The following is a 25,697-nucleotide window of genomic DNA, read 5'->3' as shown; positions in this document are numbered from 1 at the left end:
TTAAGATTTCATTGCAGCTACTTTGGATTTTAGTCCCAACATAGATGCCATAGCTAGATTTAAATAATTAATGTAATTTTCGTGGTAGGTTAAATCGAATTTAAGTTCGCGCGGCGTGCTTTCTAAACTGTTTATTTCTAATTTATAAGCCGTCATTTCCTCATGGAGTTCTTTTTCTAATTCCCATTTGCCTATCATTTCATCAATACTTTGCATTAAAGTATCTGCATTAACAGTGAAATACTTTTTCCGATCACCCATTTTTGTGAAATAGGAAATTTTATGAGTGTCCTGCAAATGGTTTAAATGGGTTGAAATGGTACTTTTACTAGCACAAAGATTGGATACCAAATCCTCAAAAGTGGCGCCTACCTTTCCTGTAAGTATTATAAAAGCTAAAATACGCGCAGCAACAGGTGCTAATTGCTCACTATGTTCAAAGTGAACGCCTAGTTTTTCAACTAACTGGTTTTTCTTAACGATTAATTCTTTCTCCATTTTAATATAATAAGAATGCAAAATTACGGTTAGTTCGGAAATAACCGAACTAACCGAAGTTAAAAAATTGTTAAATAAAAAAGCCGATGAAATCATCGGCCTTAGAACAGTATATTTTGAAAAGTTATTTATAAAGCAGATTTAAATTGCTCTAAAAAACGTACATCGTTTTCACTTAATAAACGGATATCACCAATCTGGTGTAATAGCATAGCAATACGATCGATTCCCATACCAAATGCAAAACCGGAATACTCTTTAGAGTCTATACCACAGTTTTCCAATACATTAGGATCTACCATACCGCAACCCATAATTTCCAACCAGCCGGTTCCTTTAGTAATACGGTAATCGGTTTCGGTTTCCAATCCCCAATACACATCTACTTCAGCACTCGGTTCTGTAAACGGAAAGTAGGATGGACGTAAACGAATTTTACTTTTTCCAAACATTTCAGTTGTAAAATATTGAAGGGTTTGTTTTAAATCGGAAAAACTCACGTCTTTATCAATATATAAACCTTCAACTTGGTGGAAAAAACAATGCGATCGCGATGAAATTGCTTCATTTCTATACACACGACCTGGAGAAATTGTCCGAATAGGTGGTTTATTGTTTTCCATATAACGCACTTGTACCGAACTGGTATGTGTACGCAATAAAATATCTGGATCTGTTTGTATAAAAAAGGTATCCTGCATATCTCGTGCTGGATGGTATTCTGGCAAATTTAACGCGGTAAAGTTATGCCAATCATCTTCAATTTCTGGACCTTCACTAACATTAAAACCAATACGTGAAAAAATATCAATAATCTGGTTTTTTACTAATGAAATAGGGTGTCTTGCACCAATTTCAATTGGATCGCCTGGACGAGATAAGTCATCAAACGAACCGGCCGACTCCTCATTGTTTTCCAGATCCTCCTTAAGTGCTGCTACTTTATCTTCTGCTGTTTTTTTAAGCGCATTAATAACCTGACCAAACTCCTTTTTCTGATCGTTAGCTACGTTTTTAAACTCCTTAAAATAATCATTAAGCACGCCTTTTTTTCCTAAAAATTTAATTCGAAATGCTTCGACTTCCTCTTTAGATTTTGCTTGAAATGCTTCTGCTTCGGCAATTAATTCTTTTATCTTATCTATCATGATTTCATTGAAAATGAGTGCAAATTTAATAATTCTTATTTTATATACTCCACTTCAATAAAATAACTTACAATAGCTTCTTTCATCAGTACACTTTGTTCACCTGCTTTTAAGGCTGGCAATTGTTCTTTCACCTTATAATGTGGCCATTTGTCATCATCATAATAATCAAATTCATAATAACCATAAGGTTCCAAAAGGCGACAAATAGCAATATGCATCAAATCTAATTTATGATCTTTTTTAAATTTTCTATCCAACTGACCTAGCTCTTGCACACCAATTAAATAAATTATAGCATCTAAATCCAGTTTATCACCATCAGCAAATTGTGCAGACAATTTTTGCACTACTTGTTCCCATCGTTCTTTTAATTGTTCGTCTCTAGACATGTTTTAAATTGAAGTTGAAAATGAATTTGAAGTCGAACTTCAATTTCATATTCAGTTTTATTTTGGCAAAGTTAACTTATATTTGACGAAATTCTAATGTAATATGACCGTAATTGATATCATTTTAGTGGCATTTTTAGGTTTAGGACTTGTGCGTGGGTTTCTAAAAGGTTTCTTTGTTGAAATTGCCTCACTAGTCGCTTTAATTGCTGGAATTTATGGTGCCATTCACTTTAGTTTTTACGCAGCAGAATTACTTATGGATTATGTGGATTGGGATGAAAAAACCATTAATGTAGCTGCATTTGCCATCACCTTTATTGTGATTGTTTTAGTTATTGCTTTGGCAGGAAAAGCCTTGACTAAACTAGCGGATTTTGCTGCTTTAGGAATTTTAAATAAGTTATTAGGTGCGCTTTTTGGTGTGGTAAAAATGGCATTAATTTTAAGTGTGTTACTCAATATTTTTGATGCTATGAATACCACGATTACTTTTGTAGATGACGAAAATACGGAAAACGCTATACTTTACAAGCCTATAAAATCCATTGCTCCCATGATTTTTCCATTTGTAATAAAATCAGCTGAAAATCAAGAAGTGGAAGAAACCGATACTGCTTCATATTTCCCTGAAATCTAATAGCAATCCGATTGAATTTGTCCGTTTTGTTGATAGATATGCAGCCCTTCTAATTGGTGTTTTTCACAAATAAGCTCCAAGGTTTTAAGTACATCGTTTTGCATGGCCAATGAGCCACATAACATTAAAACACCTTTGTTTTTTAGCGTAGCTGCCATAAATTCAGAGTCCCTTAAAAGTAAATTTTGAACATAATTATTGGTTTCTCGCGATAATGCCAATTCCAAACGGGCTAATTTTTGAGTTTTTAAATAGCCTTCTATTTGCGATTTGTATAATTTGTAAGATTCGTTTGTCCGTAATCCGAAATACAAATGCACTGTTTTTAGTTTGGTGTTTGCATTTAACATTCCTAAAAATGGAGCAATACCAGTTCCATTAGCAATCATCACGACATGTGGTGCTTTTTTAGGAAAATGAAAAGCCGCATTATTAATAATGCGTGCTTTAAAGGTGCTGCCCAAACTAAAACCGTTTAGAAAATTAGAACCTAATCCATTGTCGTAAAATTTGACACTTAGTTGAATATGTCCATCTACTTTCCCAATAGAATATAGACGTTCCCGATAATCATTAGCTGGATAAACGGCCAGCAAATCGCCAGAAACAAACCGTTTGGCTTGTTTGGCTTTCAGTGTCAGTATAAATGTTTGATCTGGATTATCCGCTACGTCTGTTTTGTGAACAACCATCAGTGAATTGGTTAATTTTGGTTTAGCAACTAAATTTTCTTCAACAATTTGAACAGGAACATGTATTTTTTCCGTCCACGAATTTGTCCATTGTTTAAAAGCATCAACCGATTTATCATTAATAGTAAAAACAGGTAAAAATTGCTTGAATTCGGTTTGCATAGCTTTATCTACATCCAAGGCAAATTTGCAAAAATCAGCATAGGCATAGGAACCAAAACCAACGACGGAATATTGTAAGGTACGTGGCTGTTGGGTTGTTTTTAAAAGCTCTAAAAATTTAGTAGCATTGGTTGGTGGATCTCCTTGACCATAGGTTGCGGTTAGAATAATTAGATGTTCTGCCTTATTAAAAGTTGTATAATTATTCAATTCTGTAATGTAAGATTTTTTACCAGCTTCTAAAAGTTGCTCATGTAAAACATTCGCAAACGGTAAGGTACTTCCGTTTTCTGATCCTACTAGAATAACAAACTCGCATGCATCCTTTTTATACTTATTTTTTAGTTTAGATTTTCGGCGTTTTACTGTCATAGCAAATCCTGAATAAATGAAAAACAGGATGTTTGCTGTAGCAAGCGCTAAAATAACAGACCATAAAATACTGCCTTTTCCCGTATGTAAATTCAGGCTTAACTCGGAATAAAAAGTAACAAGCGGATACTTAATTTCACTTAAAATTTCACCTGTAAATTGATTAATTACTACTTCTTGATTAGTTAATGCTAGGGTGTAATAATCTTCCACATCATCAGAAAACGGAAATTCTATGGCGCGAACTTCAGAGAGCTGTGTGTTTTTAAACACATCGAAATCTTCAACCGGTAATTCTGGTGTAGCTGAAATAGCATCAAAATCAATATTGTGTGTGGTATTGGAAGTTGGTAGTAAATCAAATTTCTCTAAAGACAAATACACACCTGTAATGGTGATAATAATTATGGGAATTAAAGACAAACGTCCTAAAACAATATGCCAATATTGATTAAAGTTCTCATTGATAATTTTTGAAAAGAACTTTTTAAAACTACGTTGTCTTTTTACAATTAGAATAGAACCCGAAACCGCAATTAAAAATAAAAGGAACGAACAAAAACCAACAAAAAAGCGTCCTGTGCTTTTTAAAAATAAGGATCTATGGAAGTTAGTAACCCATTGAAAAAATGGTGAAACATCTATTTTATCGCCAAGAAATTCAGCGTTTTTCGGATTGATATAACCAGTTTTACTGTCGCCTTCATGGGTAATTACAGAAGCTAAAACAAAATCATTAGCATCGATTTGAACATCTATAATTTCCGGATAGGTTTGCTTTAATGTGGAAATAGTTTCGGCTACCGTTATGGTTTCAAAATCAGCCGATTTAAAAGGTTGAATTTGTTCAGAAATAGGCTGAAACGCCAAAATAATTCCTGTTATGGAGGCTAAAAGAATAAAAACAAAAGAAGACACGGCCAAGGCAAGGTGACTGTATCTCCAAATTGAAATGGTCATAAACCAAACGTATTAATTATAAGTTCAAAAAAATTAATTTGGCATCATCCGAACATAACGAATAAATCCGCTGCCTTCTTTCTTGCTTTTTACTGTTTCAGAAGTCAATGGAAATTCCACATCTTTGGTGTAATATTCCTGATCCTCAACGGCTGTTTCAAAACGGATGCTATAACCAGCATCAATTTTAGAATCTTCAATATCTATAACACTAATAGTTCTGGCGCCTCCAGCAATAGTTGCTCCAGTAATGGCATCTATATTGCTACGTTTTTTTCCGTAGAATTTCCACCAGTCCGTTATATCATGATACCATTCGCTGTCATCTCCTTGTACGTATAGGGTTTTTTCGTATTCGCCATCTGGATTTATCAAGGAAATAACTACATACGCAGCTTCACCTGTATAATTCGTCATTTGAATCATACATTTGTATTTGGTAGAATCTGCAATGGTTGTAAAGGATAATAATTCAAAGGTTAAAAAACTAACAAGTATTATATGTTTTATTTTCATGGTTTCTAATTTTACTAAAACCTGCTAGGTTGATGAAAGACTAACAGGTTTTCAATTAACTACTTCAAAAAATCTAAATTGCTTTTACTGGATTTTAGAATCTCATTTTCAGATGCCAAATCGAAAGCGGTTTCATCAAATTCTGTTACCGCATCCGTTTTAGCGCCTATTGAAACTAAATATTTTAATATGTCTGAATTTTTAGCACGCATAGCAGCCAAATGCAGAGCTGTATTACCTTCACTATTTTTTGTATTTACATTAACAGGATAGGTGTTTACCCATTTTACTAAGTCCAAGTTATTTTGTAAAACGGCTAAATGAAATAAGGTATTTCCATTTTTTTGAGGTTTGGTAATATCTATTCCATTAGCTTTAATTAAGGCTATTTTTTGTTCAAACTCCTTTTGATTATTAACAGTAAAGAATTCCATAACATACGCTATAATATTGTTTCCATTGGCATCAATAACCGAAACTTCTGCTTTGTTTTCTATTAGGAAATCAACCACCTGAAAGGTATTGTTTTTAAGAGCCAAGGCTAATGCAGATTCACCTTTCTTGTTCACCGCATTAATATCTTTTACCTGTTTGTTAAGAATGGTAATGACTTCTAAATTATTTCGGTAAGCTGCGTTTAAGAAGGCTGTATTACCATCAGCATCCGCTTGATTTACATCAACTCCTTTTTTTATAAAATAGCGTATCAAGTCTAGATCTTTACTACGAGCCGCTAAAATATGCAAAGGTGTTTCGCCTTCTTTTGAAGACGTATTGGGGTTTAATCCTACTTCTTCTAAATAGGTGTAAAAGTCTAAATCATTGGTGTGGCTCCGGGTTCCTTGGGCAGCAAAAATAAAGGCTTGGTTATTTCCTTTAACACCTTTTTCTACTAATTGATTTAATAATTCCTTGTTACCAGTTTTCGCAACATAATTAAAAACGCCATTCCCATTGGAGTCCACACTTTGAATATCGAGGCCTTTAGATGTAAAATAATTGATGAGTTTAAAATCCGTATCAAAAGGTGCTGCTAGTAGTAGTGCATTGGCTCCTGACGGTGTAAGGTCCGATTTTAAATTGGCACCATGTGCCAAACACATATCATATACTTTGGTATTGGTTTGTCCTGAACCAGCTGCAAAATTTAAAATAGTATTTCCTTTATCATCCGTTATATCCGTTTTGGCACCTTTCTTTAAAAGGTATTGCATGATTTCGGTATTACCTTTGTAAGCGGCCCAAAAAATATAGGTTCGTCCGTCATGGGTTAATTTATTGACGTCATTTCCATTATAGGATTGAATGTATTGAATGGTTTCGTTGGGTGCATCTTGCAAAATAGCATATACAACGGCGTCAAAATTATTGCTATTAGCTTGCGTTATATCATGTCCTGCTTTAATTTGGACATCTACATCTTCCACAGATGGTTTGTTGCTCCAAAAATCGCGATTTAAAAACACATTATCTTGAGCATAGCTTTGAAGGCTTAAAACTAGGATTAAGGCGGATATTATAGATTTAATTTTCATAGTATTCTTATTTTACAAATGCATCAATAATTGGGTTGATAGTTTCCGAAGTTTTATAGTTCTCATCATCCAATAAATATTTAAACATGGTTTTGTTATCTACTTTTTCTTCCAACATTAAATCTGTGTTTCGTGCAAAAACAGCATCCCATTTAGCCCTAACAATTACCCATTTCTCTTTGTTCTTTGCCCAATAGTCTTGGGCCGCTTTACATTCGCTATCGTCAATTTTCACGTAGGTATTATGTCCTTTTTCTTGAGCCAAAATCACGTCTTCCTTTCCTGTTTCACGAATAACCTTATCGTTATCCTGATCATGAATCCAACCGTTGGCAACAATTTCATGTCTGTTGGTTCTATTCATTACATTATAATCACTACGTGTTGTATATTCTCGTCTTGCTAAAGGTGCTGTTGTGGTATTTTCCCAATAACTTTTTCCATCGACATGAACCCAAGTGGCAGATCCTTCATAACGCGGACTATCATCAACTTGAAAAACGCGCTGAGTCCATTGACCAGCCACGTCTTCTTTTGGAAGTGTTACAAAGTTCCACTTGTTATCATGGTCATAAACATATAAATTGGTGTTTTCAAACTCCCAATCTTGTCGCCAATGCTTTACAATATATGGACGCTCTTTAGATCCAACAATTAATAAATGCTGCATGACAATTTTATCGGCATCATCTTGAACCAGCTCTACCCACTCTATTCCTTTATCATGTTTTGTTGCCGATGGCATGTAAGTTAAATCACCAGAATATTCAAAAGTTTCCGCAAAATTAAAGTTCACTTCATAACAACCACACATGTTTTTGATGGCTTTTTGATCCTGTTGTAGTTTGGATTGTGCATGAATTTGTGTAGATAATGCTACTAATAAAAGTGTGGTTAAAGCTACTTGTTTCATTTTTAGAGTTTTATTTTTTTATTTGGACTTAATTCAAAATTTTTTATTCTTATTTAGATTGAATTAAAATAAGATTTTATATTTGCAGCAAATCTATAAAGAATGAGTCTAAATAAAAATAACTTTTCACTTTTTTTTCTGCTTTTTTTGAGTCCATTTATTTATTCACAAGAAATAGAAACAGATTCTACTAAAACAGAACAATTAAGTGAGGTGGTTATTACTGGCCAATATAATCCGCAGTCCATAAAAAAATCGGTTCATAATGTAACCGTAATCACGAGGCAGCAAATTGAAAGTCAGGCAGCTAATAACATAGCCGATTTATTAAACTTCAATTTAAATTTAACCATCCTTCCCAGCGCCCAAACCGGGAAATCTAATATTTCGTTTTTTGGATTAGATCAGCAGTATTTCACCATTCTAATTGATAATATTCCTTTAGTTAGTGATAATGGCGTTGGAAATAATATTGATTTAACCCAAATAAATTTAGATGATATTGAGCGCATAGAAATTGTAGAAGGTGCTATGGGTGTAGAATATGGCGCCAATGCTGTTTCTGGAGTTATTAATATTATTACCAAAAAAGCCATTGATGGGAAATGGGAAATACAAACAGGAATTCAAGAAGAGACCGTAGGTAATGAGTACGCTTGGTTTGATGAAGGCCGCCATATACAACTGGTAAATGTATCTCACAATATTAATGATAAATGGTTTGCTAGAGTGGGTTTTAACCGTAATCAATTTGCTGGTTATTTTGGAGAAAGGCAAGGGAAAGATTACTACGGAACGGATAATTTACGCGGGTATGAATGGCTACCAAAAACACAAATAAACAGCAATGCTTTAATTAACTATCAGTCTGAAGCCTTTAACTTGAACTACCGATTTGATTATTTTAATGAAGAATTAAACTTTTACAATCGTTCCGTTAGAACCAATCCTGATGTTGCTTCACAAACCATTAACCCCACAACCAACGATCGGGTTTACAAAACGAATCGGTTTGTAAATAATTTAAATGTATCTGGCCAATTACAATCGGGTATTAATTATAAAGCATCCTTTTCGTACCAACAGCAAGAACGAAATTTAAATGATTTTACGTATTATATTCTTACGGAAACAAAAGATAATGAAATAGATGAAACCTACCAATCTACGAAAGTTCTTTTCTCCAATGGTGCCGTAAATAACTTAATTAAAACAGATAAATTCAACTTTCAATTAGGCTACGAATTACGTTATATTGAAGGTTTTGATACCCAGGCCTCGGGAAATGAAACCCAAATGGATAAACTACAATCGGTAACTAGTTTGGCAGGTTATGCTTCTGGAGAATACCGTTTTAGCAAAAAATTTTCCGTTAGACCTGGTATGCGGTACGACCATAACTCCCTTTTCAAATCTAAATTACTAGGGTCTTTAAGTGCGCGTTACCTGTTTGAACACGGTTTTGAACTACGTGCCGAATTAGGAAGCTCCTATAGAACACCAAGCTTTGAAGAACTGTATTATTACTTTGTAGATTCTAATCATGATGTCCGTGGGAATGAAAACCTAAAACCCGAAAACGGTTATACCGCCTTTTTTAATGTGAAAAAGCGTAGCTGGTTTAACGATTTATCTTTGGTTAATGAATTCAAAATAAACTACATATCATTACAAGATAAGATTGATTTGGTTATTGTAAATACAACGCCATTGCAATACCAATATATAAACATTAATAGCTATAAGTTAATGGGTGCAACCCTTAATAACAGTATAAAAGCGGATAATTGGACTTTTAATTTAGGAGCGACATTGCAAGGAATTTCGCGGGTTTTAGATGATGAAGTTAATGCCAACGATGATTTTTTGTTTTCCTACCAAATTAATTCAAGTGCTACCTATTATGCCAAAAAATGGGACACTTACTTTACCATGCTATATAAGTATAATGGCGAACAAAAAGATTTTGCCGCCAATGGTGACGTAGATAATGAAGGAAATAACATTTTTACACAACAAACTGTTGATGGCTATAGTTGGCTGGATGCATCCATTAAAAAAGAATTTTTCAAAAACACATTTCAAGTAACACTTGGCGCAAGAAACTTACTAGATATTACATCTGTTGATATTCGTAATTCTGCTTCAGATGGCGGTTCTCATGGTGGAAACACTTCCAATTTAACCTTGGGTTACGGACGTTCATTTTATTTAAAACTATTATATAAATTAAACCTTTAAACACTATATATATTATGATTAACAAATTTTTATCTGCACTATTTACAGTCGCTTTATTTACTACTTTTAGTTGTAGTAGTGACGACGATAACACACCATCAGGACCTATTAACGTTGTTATTGAGGGTGCTTCAATTGCACCTCAAATTGGAGGCCCAAACGAGCCTAATCAAATTTATATTGATTTAAGCACAAACACAACAACATCTGTACAACGAGATACTTGGGATTTAGGTTTTTATTCAGGTTCCGATTTTAGAGTGGCCATTAATGGTTCTATTTATATGGCAGCTGCCGAACTTTCTGCTTCAGATATTGATGCCGTGAATGCATCATCCATCGAAGTTCAAACCTTACAACCGCAAGTGGCCGTAGGTACTTTTGAAGATGTTAGTGCTGGTTTTATAGATGCACCTTTTGGTAATATTGACGGGACTGTAATTAAGGCTATTTCTGATGATGCTATTTCAAACCATGTATATTTGGTTAATTTAGGTTATGAAGTAAGCACCGAAACGCCAGCCAATGGTAGCGTAGAAGTTTCAGGCAATCCCCGAGGTTGGAAAAAAATTCGTATTACTAAAAGCGGAAATGATTACATTTTACAATATGCTGATTTAGATGCTACAACACATAATACCGTAACTATTTCTAAAGACACAAATTATAATTTTACATTTTTTAGTTTTGATACAGAATCTGAAGTTAGCGTGGAGCCTGCAAAAACGGAATGGGATTTAAACTTTACCGTGTTTACCAATGAAATTACAGGATATGGTGCTTACGGTTACACGGATTTTGTAGTAAATAATAGTAAAGCAGATGCCACGGCTTATATGATTGATACCGATGTGGAAACCGAATTAAGTTATGATAACTTTACACTAGCCAATGTTGTAGACACAAACTTTAGTAACGATCAACGTTCTATTGGAAGTAGCTGGAGAAATGGTGGAGGACCAGGAACTCTACCTTCCTTAAAAGAAAATGTTTTTTACATAATTAATGATACAGAAGGTAATTTATACAAATTGAAATTTTTAGCATTAACAAATGCTGATGGAGAACGTGGCCATCCTGAATTTGTTTATAGCCTATTACAATAATATACCATCATCTTTCAGCATGATTATCCAAAAAAGAAAGCCGCTTCAATTGAAGCAGCTTTTTTTTATTTAATCCAAATGATAAATCTCTTGAATATCATCAAGATATTTTTCAAGGTCAATTTTTAAATCAATTAATTTTCCGGTGTGGATATCAAAAACCCAACCATGAACTTCTAACCCTCTATCACGAACCGCTTTTTGCACAGCAGCTGTTTTAATTAAGTTGACACACTGTTCCTGCACATTAAGTTCAACCAATCTATCATAACGCTTGTCTTCACATTCAATAGCATTTAGTTCCACTCTGTGAATTCTATATACATCGCGAATATTACGCAACCATGGATTTAAAATCCCTAAATCTGCAGACTGCATTGCGGCTTTTACACCACCGCAAGCATAATGACCACAAACAATAACATGCTTAACTTTAAGATGGTCAATGGCATAGTTTACTACAGACATGACATTAAGGTCTATACTAATTACCATATTAGCAATATTTCTGTGTACAAAAACTTCTCCAGGAGCTGCACCCATTAATTCTTCAGCCGTAACACGACTGTCAGAACATCCTATATATAAAAGTTCTGGATTTTGCCCATCACTTAAATCTTTAAAATAATCTGAGCTAACATCTAGTTTGCCCTGAATCCAGGACTTATTGTTTTCGAAAACTGTTTTTAAATTCATAAATTTTAATATTTAATAGTATACAATTTTGTTTAAGACATTGTTTTCACACGCTAAAAGTATTAAAAATTATAAGGACGACGCATTTATTTTGCAATGCTTTCAATACGTTCTCGTCACATTTTTTTAAATATCGTAACGGGCCAATGTTTAAACGGTTTTAATTTTTTAAGGTTTATTTGAATTAACTTAAGCTTATTTTTGATTTCTGATTTTCATTGAAAAATGAAATAAAACTAGATGGATTTTCAACAATACCACGTTTAGATAAAAGCTTTATACTAATATTTCGTTCTTCCGCTTTATACAGAAAATCTTCTAAAATCTCAATGATATCATGATCTAAATACCTTGTATTAATAAGGTCTAGTTCTAAATACGTGTCTCTTGGCAAACTCTCCAATTCTTTAAGAATAGCTCCTTTATTAAAGAAGGTTACTTCTTCAGCAAGTGTCATTTTGATTTTATGTTTTCCATTGCTCTTATCTTCAATATGAAGAAAGTGCGAATTTTGGTAACTTTTTAAGAGAATAACTACAACACCAACCATTAATCCTAATCCAATGCCAAACAACAAATCCGTAAACACAATACCCACAACCGTAACAATAAAGGGTACCCATTGTTTCCAACCTAAATTATACATATCTTTAAATAAGGTTGGTTTAGCCAGCTTATAACCAACAAGCAAAAGAATGGCGGCTAAAACAGATAGGGGAATCATATTGAGTAATTTAGGAATTAATACCACTGAAATTAACAATAAAAAGCCATGTAAAATAGTTGATAATTTGCTTTTTCCACCCGACTGAATATTAGCCGAACTTCTAACGATTACCTGTGTTATTGGCAAACCACCAATTAACCCCGAAATCATATTTCCTGTCCCTTGTGCCAATAGTTCTCTATTGGTTGGTGTCACGTTTTTATTTGGATCAATTTTATCCGAAGCTTCCACACATAACAACGTTTCTAAACTTGCCACCAAGGCAATAGTAAAGGCCGTTACCCACACATCCACATTGGTAATTACTGAAAAATTTGGGAAGCTAAATTGATTTAAAAAATCGGTAGCATTTTCCGGAATTGGAACACTAACCATGTGTTTATTTCCAATGGAAAGAAAGTCATGATCTTGAAAAAGTGTATAAAAAATAATTCCTAAAACCACCACAACAAATGGTCCTTGTATCAGTTCAAAAAGCTTTGATTTTTTGCTTAATATTTTCTCCCAAAATACAAGTAATAACAAACTAACTATTCCTATTAAAGCCGCTCCAGGGTGAATGTTACTTAACACCGCAAAAAGTTCAGAAAAGGTATTTCCACCATCAATTTCAAAAAACTCTAAATCCCAAGCTGATGCTTCATCATAACCAAAAAAGTTAGGTATTTGCTTTAAAATAATGATAATTCCAATCCCAGTTAGCATACCTTTAATTACGGAAGATGGGAAATAGTACCCAATAATACCCGCTTTTAAAACTCCAAATACTAACTGAATAGCACCACCTAAAACAACGGCTACTAAAAAGTTTTCATAACCGCCAAGAGTTCCAATAGCAGTTAAAACAATGGCCGCTAAACCCGCTGCAGGCCCACTTACACCTATTTTAGAGCCGCTTAAACCACCAACAACAATTCCTCCAATAATACCAGCTATTAATCCCGAAAACAAGGGCGCTCCGCTGGCAAGAGCTATACCTAAACATAAAGGTAAGGCAACAAAAAACACGACAATACTCGCTGGTAAGTCGCTTTTAATATTTTTAAACATACATATAAATAATTGCGCTTCTAATCCGTTTCAGACTAGAAGAGTTAATAAAAAACGAGGCTAATTAATTAGCCAATCACGAAATTATATGATGTTGTAATCGGGTGGAGGTGAAATGAGATTTAAATGGGGTTTTGAATAATTCTTGAAATAATACCCCAAATAATCTTGAGCATTTGTAGCGTATAAATTCTCTAGTTCATTAAAATCACTATTAGAGAGCGGGAATTTAAAACTTTCATTTTCTTCTTCCGTAATGCTATAGAATATAGATAAATCTACATTTTCATCTACTGCAACAATTATTGATGGCGCTGAAATGAACGCCACAAATAAAATAGAAAATAAAATTGCAATAGTTTTTTTACTCATGTAATGATATTGGATGGCAAATATATTATTTTCAATATTTTATTAACGTTAAATTAGATTTAAAATTTCTTTAATAATTTAATATCTGTAGCCGGAATCCATCCAGTTTTGCCATCCGTCAATTTAATTTTCTTCCAATTTTCTACGGTATCTAAAACCTGTACTTTAGTTCCTTCATGGAGTACAAAAGCTTCCGTGCTTCTTAAGTTAGGTTCACTTTTTATTTGACTTTCTTGAGCAAATACAATGGCTGGATTGTTGTTTTTATCTAAATCGTACTTATTGAAAGCTGATACGACTGATCCTAACATTAAAAACAGTCCAATAAATCCTACTGTAAACGAAAAACGCTTTGTTTTGGTTCCTTTTGCCAAATAATAATTAATAAAAGAAAATACAGCTAAAAACACAAAGCAGATGGCCAAAATGGCCCAAGCATCAAAACTTACAGCGTTTGAAACCTGATTAATAACTTTGGAAACGCCAACTTCTGGAACCACATCAATAGCATCTAAGGTCATGTTTTTTGCAAACGCTATATTTTGATTAATTTCAGCATCATTAGGTGCTAATTGCAAGGCTTTTTCATAATAAAAAATACTTGGCGCAATATGGTTGAGTTTATAATGTGCATTGGCTAGATTAAAATACAGCTCTGCTGAATGCATATCTGTATCCAAAATTTGTTGGTATTTGCTTATAGCTTCTTCGTATTTAGCATCGTTATATAAGGTGTTGGCTTGCTCAAACAATTGCATGTTTTGACCAAGGGAACACAAACTAATTAAAGCTATTAATAGCGTGAGAAAATATGTTTTATGAAGTTGCATTATCTGTAACATATCTATTTTAATTCTTTATCAATTTTTGAAATTGTTTGCGCTGCACGCTCATAATCTTGTTCCATTTCCACCTGTGTAATTGGTGTGTAACGCGCCAATTCGCAGTTTTTTAAAATGGCCACAAAACCAGTAATAGTTTCTTGGCTTACACTGCCTTTATGCAACAACTCTTGAATCTTATCCTTACTTAAATCGCTTGTTTCAATATGAACGGTTGCCTTTAAATAGTTGTGTAAGGCTTTTTCTAATGCCACATAAAATGCTTCTTTTTGACCGAGCGCTTTTTTGGCCTCGCTTAAGTATTTCTTGGCTAGCTTATCTGCTTTACGAATTTTATTTCCAAATACATCAGCATCTCGTTTATCCTTATTTTTCTTGAACACAATAACCATAGGTATTGCTAAAAAGGGCATTAAAAGCGCTGCCCAAAACCCGGCAGATTTAAAAAAGTGATCAGGTTTGGTACTTGTAAAATTCGTGCTCGTTTTTATAAATGCAAACTGATTACTATTTAATACCACACGCTGCTTATCACCGCCAACTGCAGTAATATCTTGATTACCTGTTTGGCTTGTTGGACCTTGCAACACATCAATAACTATCTCGTTGGAATTAATGGTTTTATAGGATTCTGTTTTTAAATCGAAATAAGAAAAAGAGATATTCGGAATTGGATATTTTCCTTTAAATTGCGGTACAACCGTATAACTATCTGAAATACGTCCTTGCATGCCGTTTAAATTGGTTCGTACATCTTCCGCATGCTCAGGCTCATAAACTTCCAATGAGCTTGGCAAATTTAATTTAGGCAATTGAAATAATTTCAAATTCCCAGAACCTGATACTTCTACTGTAGCTTGTAAAGATTCCGTCGCATTTAATGACGATTTAGATGTGGTGACTTTAAAGTTAAAATCGCCCACAGCACCTGTAAAATCTGTTGGTTTTCCTTGTTCTGGAAGTGGTTTCACGTTAATAGTTCGTTTACCTGCTGACACTGTTTTGTGCGCTTGTTGCATGAGACGACCACCAAAAATATCGCGTCGGTTTGTTGGAACCTCAACCGTAATATCTAAACTTAATGGTTCAATTTCTAATTCACCTGTTTTTTGTGGATATAATACCGTTTTGCGCAATACCACATAGCGATAATCTTCCCCTTTATAGGTCCCATTTTGCACTTTTAGTTGTCGGATATCTATGTTCTGACTCCAAAAATCACTGTATTTAGGATTGTCAATTTCGCGCCAATTACTAACACCTGTATCTGGTGAAACGTATAATTTATACACAACGGTTATCGCTTCATTTAGAAACGGTTTATCATCTGAAATTTCGGCAACCAGATGAATGTTTTCGGAAGCAATATAATCGGCATTATTGCCATCTTTAGGTGTTTCAACAGCACCTGTAACGACAACAGAAATGGGCGTAGTTTTATAAGTTTCACCGTCAATTTCTATCACAGCCTGATTAATTGTAAACGTTCCTTGACGTTTTGGTGCTAAAAAATAACTGTAGGTTTTAGAATAGGTTCGTTTTCCATTAGCATACGCATAACTTACGGCTTGGTTTGGACCACCAACAACCGTGAAATTAGTAAAGTCTGGTGGATTAAAATTATCACCATCTTTATTCATTTCGAAATCAACGCGTAATCGCTCATTAATTCCAAGTCGTTTTTTGCTGACTTTAGATTCAAAGGTTATTTGAGCACTAGCCAACGTACTTGATAGCACTAGTAAAATAACTGTAATGTGTTTTATAAGTTTCATGATATCGTTCTATCCGCTTCTAATTATTTTGTAACCGAATTACCAATCTTTTTCAGTTTGAACTTTAACGCCTTTCTGTTTCTCGGCATTCATTTTTTCCTGCACTTTAGACTCTTGATTGTTCATAGCTTCTAGCAGGTTTTTCATTTGCTGTGGCGACATTTGTCCCGGTTGAGGCTGCGGTGGTTGTTGCTGTTCCTTATCTTTCTCAGGATCTTGATTTTCTTTGCCTTTGTCTTTTTCATCATCTTTAGGCTTGCCATCTTCATCCTCTTTGTCGTCGCCTTCCTTTTTATCTTGATCGCCTTTATCTTTCTGGTCGTCCTGGTCGCCTTCCTTATCCTTATCTTTGTCCTTTTGGTCGTCCTTGTTCTCGTCTTTATTTTCGTCCTGCTTATCTTGGTCTTTGTCCTCGTCCTGGTTTTGGTCTTCCTGTTGCTTGGCACACTCTTGTGCTAATGCTAAATTGTATCGCGATTCATCATCTGTTGGATTGTTTCGCAAGGCATTTTTGTAGGCTTCAACAGCTTCTTTACATTTTTTATTGGTCATTAATATATTTCCAATGTTATGAAAGGCTTGATGTTTTTCAGATTTAGACGTGGCTGCTTTAGCTGATTTTTGCAATTGGTATAAGGCTTCTTCTAAATTACCTTCTAAAATTTGCGAGGTTCCTAAATTATAAACACCTACAGTTTCCGTTGAAGATTCAGAGATAGCCTGACGGTAAGCCATTTCAGCAGAAACAAAATCGTCATTTCCTAAAAGGTCATTTCCTTCAAAGACGAGATTGTTCGCATTTTTAGCGGCTTTTAATTGGGCAGCTTTATCTTCTTCTTGCGAAAAAGAAGCCACCGAAATTAGGGCGAATATGTAAAAAAATAGGTTTTTCATTGGTGCCTTTAAAAGTATAAAACTACTGACTGTTAATGCGTTAAAAATTCTATAAATTATTTCTGAAAATTTTAAAAGTTTTCATTGAATAAATTGAGACGTTTTAACCAAGCCGTTTTGCGTTCTAATAAGAAAATATCGATAAATAAGAAGAATATAGCAAAGCCTAAAAACCACTGAAATTGATCTTTAAAATCTGCAAATTGCTTGGCTTCATATTCTTGTTTATCCATACCGTTCAATATATCGGTAATCTGCTCTACAACGTTGTTTGTATTACGTCCGTTTATATAGGTTCCATTGGCTTCTTCAGCAATCTTCTTCAAATTATTTTCATCTAATTTTGTAATAACCGTTTCACCATTATTGTCTTTTTTATAATTAAGAACAACGCCATTTCTTTTAATAGGAATGGGTCCGCCTTTTACATCGCCAACCCCAACAGTAAAAATCCTAATACCTTCTTCATTAGCCTCTGCTGCCACATTTTGTGATAATTCAGAATGATCTTCACCATCTGAAATAATTATTAAAACACGATTGGTTTGTTGCTCGTCATCATAATAGGTTTTAGAAAGTTCAATGGCTTCATTAATAGCGGTTCCTTGAGATGATAACATATCTGTATTCATACCTTGTAAAAACATTTTTGCAGAGGCATAATCCGTGGTAATTGGTAATTGCGGAAAGGCCTTGCCCGCATAAGCAATAATACCCACACGATCTCCAGCCAAGTTATTGATGATTTGGGTAACAAGCTGTTTAGATTTTTCTAAACGGTTGGGTGCAATATCTTCGGCTAACATACTTTTGGAAACATCTACGGCAAAAACAATATCTACGCCCTCACGCTTAACGGTTTCTAATTTGGTTCCAATTTTAGGGTTTACCAATGCTATGGCTAAACAAGCAAATGCCAGACTTAAAACAAGTACTTTTAAAACGGTTTTAAATCCAGATTGGTTTGGACTTAAGCGTTTTAACAAACGTTTATCTGCAAACTTATTTTGAGCGCGCTTTTTCCAAAATTGAAGTACCACGTATAGGCCCATAATTACTGGGATAACGGCTAATACCCAAAACCATATTTTTTCTTCTAATTGATACATATTTATTTCCCTTGAAATGGGAATCCTTTAAAATTTATTCTTACTACGTTTAATTTAAACAAAACTCCTAAAAATAGTAATCCGCAATAATACTTCTAACAAGAGTAAAATACCCGCTAAAAACACTAATGGTCTAAACAGTTCTTGATAATTATAAAATTTAAACTCTTCTACTTCAGTTTTTTCTAACTTATTAATCTCGTCATAAATGGCACTTAACTTCTCATTATCGGTGGCACGGAAGTACTTTCCTCCTGTATCATCGGCTATTTGCTGAAGTAAGACCTCATCAATTTCTACTTGCACACGACCATACTGAAATTGTCCATTGGACAACATCCGAACTGGAGATAAAGCCATGCCATTTGTTCCTATACCAATAGTATAGGTTTTTATACCAAATTCAACGGCTAATTCGCTCGCAATTTTAGGATCTATAAATCCAGAATTATTGACACCATCGGTTAATAAAATGATGACTTTACTGATGGCTTTACTATCTTTTAAACGGTTTACGGCTGTTGCTAAACCCATACCAATGGCTGTTCCGCCTTCTATAATGGTATTGTATTCTATGCTTTTCAAGGAGCGTAAAACTATAGCTTTATCACTAGTAATTGGTGTTTTGGTATAACTTTCGCCTGCATATTCTACCAAGCCGATTCGGTCATTTGGCCTGCCCTGAATAAATTCGGCAGCCACTTCTTTTAGAGCTTCTAACCGATTTGGTTTTAAATCTTTTGCCAACATACTCGCAGATACATCAATAGCCATAACAATATCAATACCGCGTGTGGTTTTCGTTTTTGTACTGACATCTACCGAACGTGGTCGGGCTAATGCTGTAATTAAAGCTACCAATGCCAACATACGCAGTACAAATAATAGATGTCTGAATTTTGGCAAAATAGATGGTGTTGCCTGAAAGCCTTTTATGCTGGATATTTTTAATTCAGCCGTTTGTTTATTATGTTTTATGACATACCAAACTATGGCAATTGGAATAAGCAACAATAGCCAAAAAAACTGTTTATCTAAAAAATCGACTCCTTCAAACATCATCATTCTGCTGTTGGTTTTAGTTCAACGGAATTTTCTATACGCGCCACCATTTCAGCGGCATATTCATCATCCTTTTGCCATATAATAATAATTTGTTGAATGATATTCTGTGTTGTAAAATGCAGCAATATATATTCCCCTTCCACAAAAGAATCTGAAGTTCCAATTGGAAAGTTTGCATAACCAAAGGTTTTTAATCCTTCCGCATTATTAGGTGTTACAAACTTTTCGTTTTTTACAATAATGTTAGTAACGCCTTTACGTTCCAAATCTTGAATGGCTTTTTCTGCAACAGCTACTAAATTAATAGAGTCTTCAGGTTTCTGATTCTTTAAAACAGCTGTATTTAATGTGATATTTAAGTTGCTCCCTAAACTGCCATAATTAAATGTGGTATAGTCTACTTGCGTGTTTTCACTTTGGGTAGAATCTAATTGTATGCGTTTTAAAACTTCAGGCGTTGAAATAATAATAGGAGGAAAACCATAATCACTGCGTACCCAATTACCTTCCAATAATTCCAAACTGTTATTTCCAAGTAAGGTGTCTTTTACGTAATTGAAACCATATTTTAAGCCAAAACCTATGAAGGTGGCTATTAATAAACCAACAACCACCAAAGTTGAAATAATTACTTTTCGGCGTTTCATTTTGCGTGCTTGGGCTTCCTTATATTGTTCGTTTAAAAGTTTTTCTTCTTCAGTAGGTTCTGGTAAAACTTCTTTTACGTGATCAATTTCTTCATCAATTGTTTTTCTATCAAATTTAGCTAATTCTTTATCTGGTGCAGATTTGGCGAATTTTACTAAATCGGCACGTTTAAAAATACTTTCAAGGTTTTTAATAGTTTCCAAACTTAAGTCAATTTGATTGCCATCTTTTAATAAGCGTAATCGTGAAATAAGTTCGTCCGTAGTGCTTTCTAATGCGTGATCATAAACCTTCTCATCTAAATAACGACGGATGGCTAGGGTTAGTTCAGAATAGTATTCTTTATAGGCATCTTCTTCCAAATACCGATGCTCATCTAATTGTTTTAAAGCTAATTTAGCGCGATCATAAGGAGGTAACAACGCTATTTTCTCTTCTTCGGTTAATGTTTTTTTACGCCAAAGAAACCAATATAATAAAGCTGCAACCAAAGCGACAGCTAATAAAATAATTAGTAGGGTTTTCCACCAGTTGCTGCTGCTTTTTTCTACTGAAATAATAGGCTTAATAGTGTACAAGCCCTGTTTGAGCGTATCTACAATGACTGGATTCACCATAACTTTAAGCGAATCCGTAAAAAGCGTTTTATCGTTTATTATAATTTTTTGCCTCGGAATGGTATACGATCCTGAATCGAATTGGGTTAATCCGTACTTTTTAATCAGATTGAATTTGTCTGCATTTTTAGTAGTATCAATGTCGTAGGTTTCAATAACTTCTAAAGGTAAAAATGTAGCGCCTTCCGGAAAAACAACTAAATCCGTACTATCTGTTTCTACTTCTATTTGAAAAGTAATTTGCTCACCAATTTTAATTTCAGAAACATCGGTAGCCGATTTTACTTGTGCTACAGAAACTGCCGAAAAAAGAAAAAACATACAAGAAAACAGAACCGCAAGTGGTAAACCAAAAACGGAAGATGTATGTTTCTTATAGTATAAATATGGATTCATAAATTGTAATATCAATTAGCTTCTTTGCTTGAAATAGCCTAATAATTTTTTAACATAACTTTCATCCACACGGCAATCAATAACACCTGCTCCTGATTTGGAAAAACTTTCTTTAAAATAAGTAACACGGTCATTATAATGTTTGCTGTAAGCTAAACGCACACGTTTTGATGCCGTATTTACCAACATACTTTTGCCTGTTTCTTGGTCTTGCATTTGGACCATTCCTAAATTTGGTATGTTTTCTTCATGCCTGTCATACACACGAATTCCAGAAATATCATGACGTCCAGCAGCAATTTTTAAATTATGTCGATAATCGTCTGCCATAAAATCTGACAACATAAAAACAATGGCTTTCCGTTTCATAACATTCGATAAAAACTTCAAGGCTTCCGCAATATCAGTTTTCTGACTTTGTGGTTTAAACTCGATGAGCTCACGGATAATTCGTAAAACATGAGAGCGACCTTTTTTAGGTGGAATGTAAAGTTCAATAGCATCTGAAAATAAAATCAAACCTATTTTATCATTATTTTGAGTAGCCGAAAATGCCAGTGTTGCAGCAATTTCAGTCACTATTTCATTCTTAAATTGAGAATCTGTTCCAAAAAATTCAGAGCCTGAAACATCCACCATTAACATCATGGTTAGTTCACGTTCTTCTTCAAAAACTTTAATATGTGGCTCGTTGGTTCTGGCAGTAACATTCCAGTCTATATTCCGAACATCATCACCATATTGATACTGACGGACTTCACTAAAAGTCATACCACGACCCTTGAAAGTGGAATGGTATTCACCTCCAAAAATATGATCAGACAACCTGCGTGTCTTAATCTCTATTTTTCGTACTTTTTTTAGTAATTCTTTTGTATCCATCGCTTCAGTAAACAGTGTTCAGTCGCAGTTTTAAGCTTTTCTTGTATTCATAATTCCAGCAAACCTTTTAACTGTTTACTGCAACTGAATACTAAAAACTCATTTTACGGTACTTCAATCTCATTTACAATTTTGCTAATAATATCTTCCGAGGTTACGTTTTCTGCTTCCGCTTCGTAAGTAATTCCAATTCTGTGGCGCAATACATCATAAATTACGGCACGAACATCTTCCGGGATTACATAACCACGACGCTTGATAAACGCATAGCATTTTGCAGCTGTTGCCAAGTTAATACTACCACGTGGAGAAGCTCCAAAAGAAATAAGTGCTTTTAATTCTGCCAACTTATATTTTTCTGGGTAACGCGTTGCGAAAATAATATCGAGAATATATTTTTCAATCTTTTCATCCATATAAACCTCACGAACTGCTTTTTGAGCTTGTATAATTTGATCTACTGTAACAACAGGATTTACTTTATCAAAAGCACCTTTAAGGTTTGATCTCATAATGAGTTGTTCGTCTTCAATTTTTGGATAATCGATGACTGCTTTCAACATAAAACGGTCCACTTGTGCTTCTGGTAGCGGATAGGTTCCTTCTTGCTCAACAGGGTTCATAGTTGCCATTACTAAAAATGGTTTGTCTAAAACAAAGGTTTCATCACCAATAGTAACTTGCTTTTCCTGCATGGCTTCTAATAAAGCCGATTGCACTTTTGCAGGTGCACGGTTAATTTCATCGGCTAACACAAAATTGGCAAAGATGGGTCCTTTTTTTATCTTGAAATCATTTTCCTTCATGTTGTAAATTAGTGTACCAACAACATCTGCAGGTAACAAATCTGGTGTAAACTGGATTCTACTAAAGGAGCCATGAACAGCTTGAGACAGTGTGTTAATAGCTAATGTTTTTGCTAAACCAGGTACACCTTCTAATAAAATATGACCCTGTCCTAACAAACCAATCAGTAAACGTTCGAGCATGTGTTTTTGCCCAACTATTACTTTGTTCATTTCAAACATTAGTAATTCTATAAAAGCACTTTCTTTTTCAATTTTCTCGTTAATAGACGCAATGTCAATTGTACGCGTTTCTTCCATTCTTTTTTTAATTTAAAACACCCGAAAACAGTGGGTTTCTTTAAGAGTGCTAAATTGTTAAAATTTTTGCTTTCATGCTGTTAATAATTGGTTAAAAATTAATGTGTTTTTTATAAGTGAATTATTAAAAATTTAACGATTTCTTTTCAAATTCAAATATAAAACTGTTTAAATTTCATGAAATCACAATTTAATTAACAGGGATAATACAATTAAAAACCAATATCTATTTAGAAGTATCGTTTTAATTTTTTTGTAATTTCACAGGTGTTTATTACTCCTAATAAACTATCAGAAAAAATATAATATATAAATGACACACAAAACAGCTCTAATAACAGGCGCAACAAGCGGAATTGGTCGTGCCACTGCTCACGAATTTGCAAAACACGGCATTCACCTTATTTTATGTGGCAGACGCCAAGATCGTTTGGACACCATAAAAAGTGCGCTCCAAAAACAAACGGAAGTTTATGCCTTAAATTTTGATGTGCGTGACCTTGAAGCTGCACGAACCGCTTTTGAAAGCTTGCCCGCTGAATTCAAACAGATTGACATTTTAATTAACAACGCAGGAAATGCCCATGGTTTGGATACTATTCAAGACGGAAATACCGATGATTGGGATGCTATGATGGATATTAATGTAAAAGGGTTGCTCTATGTAAGCAAGCTAATCATGCCTCAAATGATTGAACGAACATCTGGACACATTATTAATATCGGTTCATCAGCTGGAAAGGAAGTTTACCCAAAAGGAAATATTTATTGTGCCACGAAGCATGCGGTTTTGGCTATTACAGAAGGTATGCGAATAGATTTAAATCCCCATGGCATTAAGGTTAGTGCCATTAATCCAGGCTTGGTAGAAACTGAATTTTCTCAAGTTCGTTTTAAAGGTGGAGAACAAGCAAATTCCGTTTATACAGGATACAAAGCGCTGCAACCTGAAGATGTTGCAGAGATTATTTATTTTACCATTAGCAGACCAACTCATGTAAACATTGCCGATTTATTGGTGTTTCCATCCGCTCAAGCTAGTAGCACAATTGTAAAGAAAGATTTATAATTCTTGATTATTTATTTTCTATTATTATTTTTTATTGAAAACAAATTAACAAAGATTCCCACTTTCGTGGGAACTAAGTATGATTAACAAACGCCTCCTCATAAAAAACTTACTAGCTCATAATGATGAGAACAGTTTCTATGATAAAAAGCGTCAAATAGATATTAGCCTCAAAGAAGGTAAAGCTAAATTTTTAAAGCATGTTTGCGCACTTTCCAATAGCAACCCTAAAAACAACTCCTATATTGTAATTGGAGTTGAAGATGAAGATAGCCAGATTATAGGTGTCGATTTTTTTGATGACAGTAAAATACAAAACCTCATCAATGCCTACTTAACCAATCCGCCAATAGTTCAATATGAGAATATTTCATTTCCGCATTTGCCAGAAGATAAAGTTGTAGGACTTGTAACTATTAGAGGCACTGGTAAGATAACCTCCCTCCGTAAAAACATTTGGAAGTATTATGGCGGCGCCGTGTTTTTTAGAGATGGTAGCATAAGCATGCCCAAAGTGTTTGATATTGACATTACCGATAACAACTCCGAAATTGTTCAAGCCATTGAAGCACATTCTCAAAACAATATATCTCATACTTTGGACGGTGTTTTCGATTTTATGAAATCTCGAAAAGATTATGAACCACAATACAAAGTTTTTAAAGAGTATTTTGTTGTCTGTTGGGCCGGACAGAAAAAAACAGTAAAAAATGAAACCTTCTATTCGCGTGTAGATATTGAGCTTATTAATGAGCAAGTGCGATTATTTTATTCAGCTCTGGATGAAGTTTCCATATCCTTTACCGAAGATTCCTTTAAAATTATAGAGTACATTAATTTAGGATTGCAAAAAGCCTTTCGGTATTATCCGTTGGAAGAAACAAGTATTCACTTTTCCGAGCATGGAAAATACAATATTAATAGTACACTTGTTTTTGAACCTCCACAATACGATAAAAAAGTATTGCACCATATTTATAACGCTAATAATGCACTTCTAGAAAAAGTAACCAGTAATCACATATTATCGGAACGTGAGCTCATTGATTTAAAAAATGTACCAGCCACATATTTAATTTGCTACTTAAATGGCTTTGAAGAAGCCATTAATAAACTTATTGACGCGAAATTACTATTGAAAAATTATCCTGAAATATACATACTCTATAAACAAACAATGCGCATTTTAAGAAAAGTACAATATGATTAATGTTAATTACACATAAATACATACCAAAAATAAATTATTTTCCACCAGTTATGTATTTCTTGAA

General features: G+C 34.1%; 23 protein-coding genes. 5 read left to right on the top strand and 18 right to left on the bottom strand.

Annotated elements, in window-relative coordinates:
- From ACFPH8_RS03340 to ACFPH8_RS03330, 3 genes are all read right to left on the bottom strand, one after another.
- Positions 1 to 498, bottom strand: a complete 498-nt coding sequence (locus tag ACFPH8_RS03340; protein ID WP_376858456.1) for a GbsR/MarR family transcriptional regulator — start codon at positions 496 to 498, stop codon at positions 1 to 3.
- Between the two features lie 128 nt (positions 499 to 626).
- On the bottom strand, positions 627 to 1,646 hold the full coding sequence (gene pheS, locus ACFPH8_RS03335; protein ID WP_248397158.1) for a phenylalanine--tRNA ligase subunit alpha: 1,020 nt from the start codon (positions 1,644 to 1,646) through the stop codon (positions 627 to 629).
- A 35-nt stretch (positions 1,647 to 1,681) separates the two neighbouring features.
- Positions 1,682 to 2,038, bottom strand: a complete 357-nt coding sequence (locus tag ACFPH8_RS03330; RefSeq protein ID WP_066247341.1) for a hypothetical protein — start codon at positions 2,036 to 2,038, stop codon at positions 1,682 to 1,684.
- A 103-nt stretch (positions 2,039 to 2,141) separates the two neighbouring features.
- Between ACFPH8_RS03330 and ACFPH8_RS03325 the strand changes: the two genes are divergently transcribed.
- Positions 2,142 to 2,678 (top strand): CvpA family protein, encoded by a 537-nt coding sequence (locus ACFPH8_RS03325; protein ID WP_376858455.1) that lies wholly within the window; start codon positions 2,142 to 2,144, stop codon positions 2,676 to 2,678.
- Here the strand turns inward: ACFPH8_RS03325 and ACFPH8_RS03320 are convergent.
- The 4 genes from ACFPH8_RS03320 to ACFPH8_RS03305 are packed head-to-tail and all read right to left on the bottom strand — an operon-like array spanning position 2,675 to position 7,828.
- Entirely contained in the window at positions 2,675 to 4,864 is a 2,190-nt protein-coding gene (locus tag ACFPH8_RS03320) for a PepSY domain-containing protein (RefSeq protein ID WP_376858454.1), read from the bottom strand. The two genes, ACFPH8_RS03325 and ACFPH8_RS03320, sit on opposite strands and share 4 nt — an antisense overlap.
- A 33-nt stretch (positions 4,865 to 4,897) precedes the next feature.
- Positions 4,898 to 5,380 (bottom strand): DUF2271 domain-containing protein, encoded by a 483-nt coding sequence (locus tag ACFPH8_RS03315; RefSeq protein WP_376858453.1) that lies wholly within the window; start codon positions 5,378 to 5,380, stop codon positions 4,898 to 4,900.
- Positions 5,381 to 5,439: 59 nt separating this feature from the next.
- Positions 5,440 to 6,915 carry an ankyrin repeat domain-containing protein gene (locus ACFPH8_RS03310; RefSeq protein WP_376858452.1) on the bottom strand — a complete coding sequence of 492 codons (1,476 nt, stop codon included), beginning with the start codon at positions 6,913 to 6,915 and terminating at the stop codon, positions 5,440 to 5,442.
- Positions 6,916 to 6,922: 7 nt separating this feature from the next.
- A complete protein-coding gene (locus ACFPH8_RS03305) occupies positions 6,923 to 7,828 on the bottom strand; it encodes a DUF6607 family protein (protein ID WP_376858451.1) in 906 nt (301 codons plus the stop codon).
- A 102-nt stretch (positions 7,829 to 7,930) separates the two neighbouring features.
- On the opposite strand from ACFPH8_RS03305, the gene ACFPH8_RS03300 reads away from it, so the two are divergent.
- Positions 7,931 to 10,069: a TonB-dependent receptor plug domain-containing protein gene (locus ACFPH8_RS03300; RefSeq protein ID WP_376858450.1), complete on the top strand. Its 2,139-nt coding sequence runs from the start codon at positions 7,931 to 7,933 to the stop codon at positions 10,067 to 10,069.
- Positions 10,070 to 10,083: 14 nt separating this feature from the next.
- A complete protein-coding gene (locus ACFPH8_RS03295) occupies positions 10,084 to 11,175 on the top strand; it encodes an HmuY family protein (protein WP_376858449.1) in 1,092 nt (363 codons plus the stop codon).
- A gap of 69 nt (positions 11,176 to 11,244) precedes the next feature.
- On the opposite strand, the gene ACFPH8_RS03290 is transcribed toward ACFPH8_RS03295, so the two are convergent.
- The 11 genes from ACFPH8_RS03290 to ACFPH8_RS03240 form a co-directional block, all read right to left on the bottom strand.
- Positions 11,245 to 11,871: a carbonic anhydrase gene (locus ACFPH8_RS03290; RefSeq protein ID WP_248397142.1), complete on the bottom strand. Its 627-nt coding sequence runs from the start codon at positions 11,869 to 11,871 to the stop codon at positions 11,245 to 11,247.
- A 184-nt stretch (positions 11,872 to 12,055) separates the two neighbouring features.
- Positions 12,056 to 13,648 (bottom strand): SulP family inorganic anion transporter, encoded by a 1,593-nt coding sequence (locus ACFPH8_RS03285; RefSeq protein WP_376858448.1) that lies wholly within the window; start codon positions 13,646 to 13,648, stop codon positions 12,056 to 12,058.
- A gap of 84 nt (positions 13,649 to 13,732) precedes the next feature.
- Positions 13,733 to 14,020: a hypothetical protein gene (locus tag ACFPH8_RS03280; RefSeq protein WP_376858447.1), complete on the bottom strand. Its 288-nt coding sequence runs from the start codon at positions 14,018 to 14,020 to the stop codon at positions 13,733 to 13,735.
- Positions 14,021 to 14,079: 59 nt separating this feature from the next.
- Positions 14,080 to 14,778: an SH3 domain-containing protein gene (locus ACFPH8_RS03275; protein ID WP_376858446.1), complete on the bottom strand. Its 699-nt coding sequence runs from the start codon at positions 14,776 to 14,778 to the stop codon at positions 14,080 to 14,082.
- An 86-nt stretch (positions 14,779 to 14,864) separates the two neighbouring features.
- Complete coding sequence (locus ACFPH8_RS03270; RefSeq protein ID WP_376858445.1) at positions 14,865 to 16,637, bottom strand: BatD family protein; 1,773 nt, start codon at positions 16,635 to 16,637, stop codon at positions 14,865 to 14,867.
- 39 nt (positions 16,638 to 16,676) lie between these two features.
- Complete coding sequence (locus ACFPH8_RS03265) at positions 16,677 to 17,531, bottom strand: tetratricopeptide repeat protein (protein ID WP_376858444.1); 855 nt, start codon at positions 17,529 to 17,531, stop codon at positions 16,677 to 16,679.
- Positions 17,532 to 17,602: 71 nt separating this feature from the next.
- Positions 17,603 to 18,640 carry a vWA domain-containing protein gene (locus ACFPH8_RS03260; RefSeq protein ID WP_376858443.1) on the bottom strand — a complete coding sequence of 346 codons (1,038 nt, stop codon included), beginning with the start codon at positions 18,638 to 18,640 and terminating at the stop codon, positions 17,603 to 17,605.
- Positions 18,641 to 18,694: 54 nt separating this feature from the next.
- Positions 18,695 to 19,699, bottom strand: coding sequence for a vWA domain-containing protein (locus ACFPH8_RS03255; protein WP_376859105.1), 1,005 nt, complete (start codon positions 19,697 to 19,699; stop codon positions 18,695 to 18,697).
- Positions 19,700 to 19,701: 2 nt separating this feature from the next.
- On the bottom strand, positions 19,702 to 21,366 hold the full coding sequence (locus ACFPH8_RS03250) for a hypothetical protein (protein WP_376858442.1): 1,665 nt from the start codon (positions 21,364 to 21,366) through the stop codon (positions 19,702 to 19,704).
- Positions 21,367 to 21,381: 15 nt separating this feature from the next.
- Positions 21,382 to 22,248 carry a DUF58 domain-containing protein gene (locus ACFPH8_RS03245; protein ID WP_376858441.1) on the bottom strand — a complete coding sequence of 289 codons (867 nt, stop codon included), beginning with the start codon at positions 22,246 to 22,248 and terminating at the stop codon, positions 21,382 to 21,384.
- A 104-nt stretch (positions 22,249 to 22,352) separates the two neighbouring features.
- Positions 22,353 to 23,354, bottom strand: a complete 1,002-nt coding sequence (locus ACFPH8_RS03240; RefSeq protein ID WP_376858440.1) for an AAA family ATPase — start codon at positions 23,352 to 23,354, stop codon at positions 22,353 to 22,355.
- Between the two features lie 313 nt (positions 23,355 to 23,667).
- Between ACFPH8_RS03240 and ACFPH8_RS03235 the strand changes: the two genes are divergently transcribed.
- Together ACFPH8_RS03235 and ACFPH8_RS03230 are read left to right on the top strand one after the other, a co-directional pair.
- Positions 23,668 to 24,423 (top strand): SDR family NAD(P)-dependent oxidoreductase, encoded by a 756-nt coding sequence (locus ACFPH8_RS03235; RefSeq protein WP_376858439.1) that lies wholly within the window; start codon positions 23,668 to 23,670, stop codon positions 24,421 to 24,423.
- Positions 24,424 to 24,502: 79 nt separating this feature from the next.
- On the top strand, positions 24,503 to 25,633 hold the full coding sequence (locus ACFPH8_RS03230) for an ATP-binding protein (protein WP_376858438.1): 1,131 nt from the start codon (positions 24,503 to 24,505) through the stop codon (positions 25,631 to 25,633).
- Positions 25,634 to 25,697 lie beyond the last annotated feature (64 nt).

The sequence above is a fragment of the Bizionia hallyeonensis genome (assembly GCF_042657385.1).
In the GTDB taxonomy this organism is placed as follows: domain Bacteria; phylum Bacteroidota; class Bacteroidia; order Flavobacteriales; family Flavobacteriaceae; genus Algorimicrobium; species Algorimicrobium hallyeonense.
The sequence above is the reverse complement of the archived record's forward strand: the minus strand, read 5'-3'. Positions and strand labels throughout refer to the sequence as shown.

Bases quoted from the DNA above. Each gene is read 5' to 3' on its own strand.
- ACFPH8_RS03330 (WP_066247341.1), bottom strand. From the start codon at position 2,038: ATGTCTAGAGACGAACAATTAAAAGAACGATGGGAACAAGTAGTGCAA.
- ACFPH8_RS03305 (WP_376858451.1), bottom strand. From the start codon at position 7,828: ATGAAACAAGTAGCTTTAACCACACTTTTATTAGTAGCATTATCTACA.
- ACFPH8_RS03240 (WP_376858440.1), bottom strand. From the start codon at position 23,354: ATGGAAGAAACGCGTACAATTGACATTGCGTCTATTAACGAGAAAATT.
- ACFPH8_RS03285 (WP_376858448.1), bottom strand. From the start codon at position 13,648: ATGTTTAAAAATATTAAAAGCGACTTACCAGCGAGTATTGTCGTGTTT.
- ACFPH8_RS03265 (WP_376858444.1), bottom strand. From the start codon at position 17,531: ATGAAAAACCTATTTTTTTACATATTCGCCCTAATTTCGGTGGCTTCT.
- ACFPH8_RS03235 (WP_376858439.1), top strand. From the start codon at position 23,668: ATGACACACAAAACAGCTCTAATAACAGGCGCAACAAGCGGAATTGGT.
- ACFPH8_RS03275 (WP_376858446.1), bottom strand. From the start codon at position 14,778: ATGCAATTGTTTGAGCAAGCCAACACCTTATATAACGATGCTAAATAC.
- ACFPH8_RS03255 (WP_376859105.1), bottom strand. From the start codon at position 19,699: ATGTTTGAAGGAGTCGATTTTTTAGATAAACAGTTTTTTTGGCTATTG.
- ACFPH8_RS03295 (WP_376858449.1), top strand. From the start codon at position 10,084: ATGATTAACAAATTTTTATCTGCACTATTTACAGTCGCTTTATTTACT.
- ACFPH8_RS03270 (WP_376858445.1), bottom strand. From the start codon at position 16,637: ATGAAACTTATAAAACACATTACAGTTATTTTACTAGTGCTATCAAGT.
- ACFPH8_RS03250 (WP_376858442.1), bottom strand. From the start codon at position 21,366: ATGAATCCATATTTATACTATAAGAAACATACATCTTCCGTTTTTGGT.
- ACFPH8_RS03290 (WP_248397142.1), bottom strand. From the start codon at position 11,871: ATGAATTTAAAAACAGTTTTCGAAAACAATAAGTCCTGGATTCAGGGC.
- ACFPH8_RS03260 (WP_376858443.1), bottom strand. From the start codon at position 18,640: ATGTATCAATTAGAAGAAAAAATATGGTTTTGGGTATTAGCCGTTATC.
- ACFPH8_RS03230 (WP_376858438.1), top strand. From the start codon at position 24,503: ATGATTAACAAACGCCTCCTCATAAAAAACTTACTAGCTCATAATGAT.
- pheS (WP_248397158.1), bottom strand. From the start codon at position 1,646: ATGATAGATAAGATAAAAGAATTAATTGCCGAAGCAGAAGCATTTCAA.
- ACFPH8_RS03315 (WP_376858453.1), bottom strand. From the start codon at position 5,380: ATGAAAATAAAACATATAATACTTGTTAGTTTTTTAACCTTTGAATTA.
- ACFPH8_RS03280 (WP_376858447.1), bottom strand. From the start codon at position 14,020: ATGAGTAAAAAAACTATTGCAATTTTATTTTCTATTTTATTTGTGGCG.
- ACFPH8_RS03320 (WP_376858454.1), bottom strand. From the start codon at position 4,864: ATGACCATTTCAATTTGGAGATACAGTCACCTTGCCTTGGCCGTGTCT.
- ACFPH8_RS03300 (WP_376858450.1), top strand. From the start codon at position 7,931: ATGAGTCTAAATAAAAATAACTTTTCACTTTTTTTTCTGCTTTTTTTG.
- ACFPH8_RS03310 (WP_376858452.1), bottom strand. From the start codon at position 6,915: ATGAAAATTAAATCTATAATATCCGCCTTAATCCTAGTTTTAAGCCTT.
- ACFPH8_RS03325 (WP_376858455.1), top strand. From the start codon at position 2,142: ATGACCGTAATTGATATCATTTTAGTGGCATTTTTAGGTTTAGGACTT.
- ACFPH8_RS03245 (WP_376858441.1), bottom strand. From the start codon at position 22,248: ATGGATACAAAAGAATTACTAAAAAAAGTACGAAAAATAGAGATTAAG.
- ACFPH8_RS03340 (WP_376858456.1), bottom strand. From the start codon at position 498: ATGGAGAAAGAATTAATCGTTAAGAAAAACCAGTTAGTTGAAAAACTA.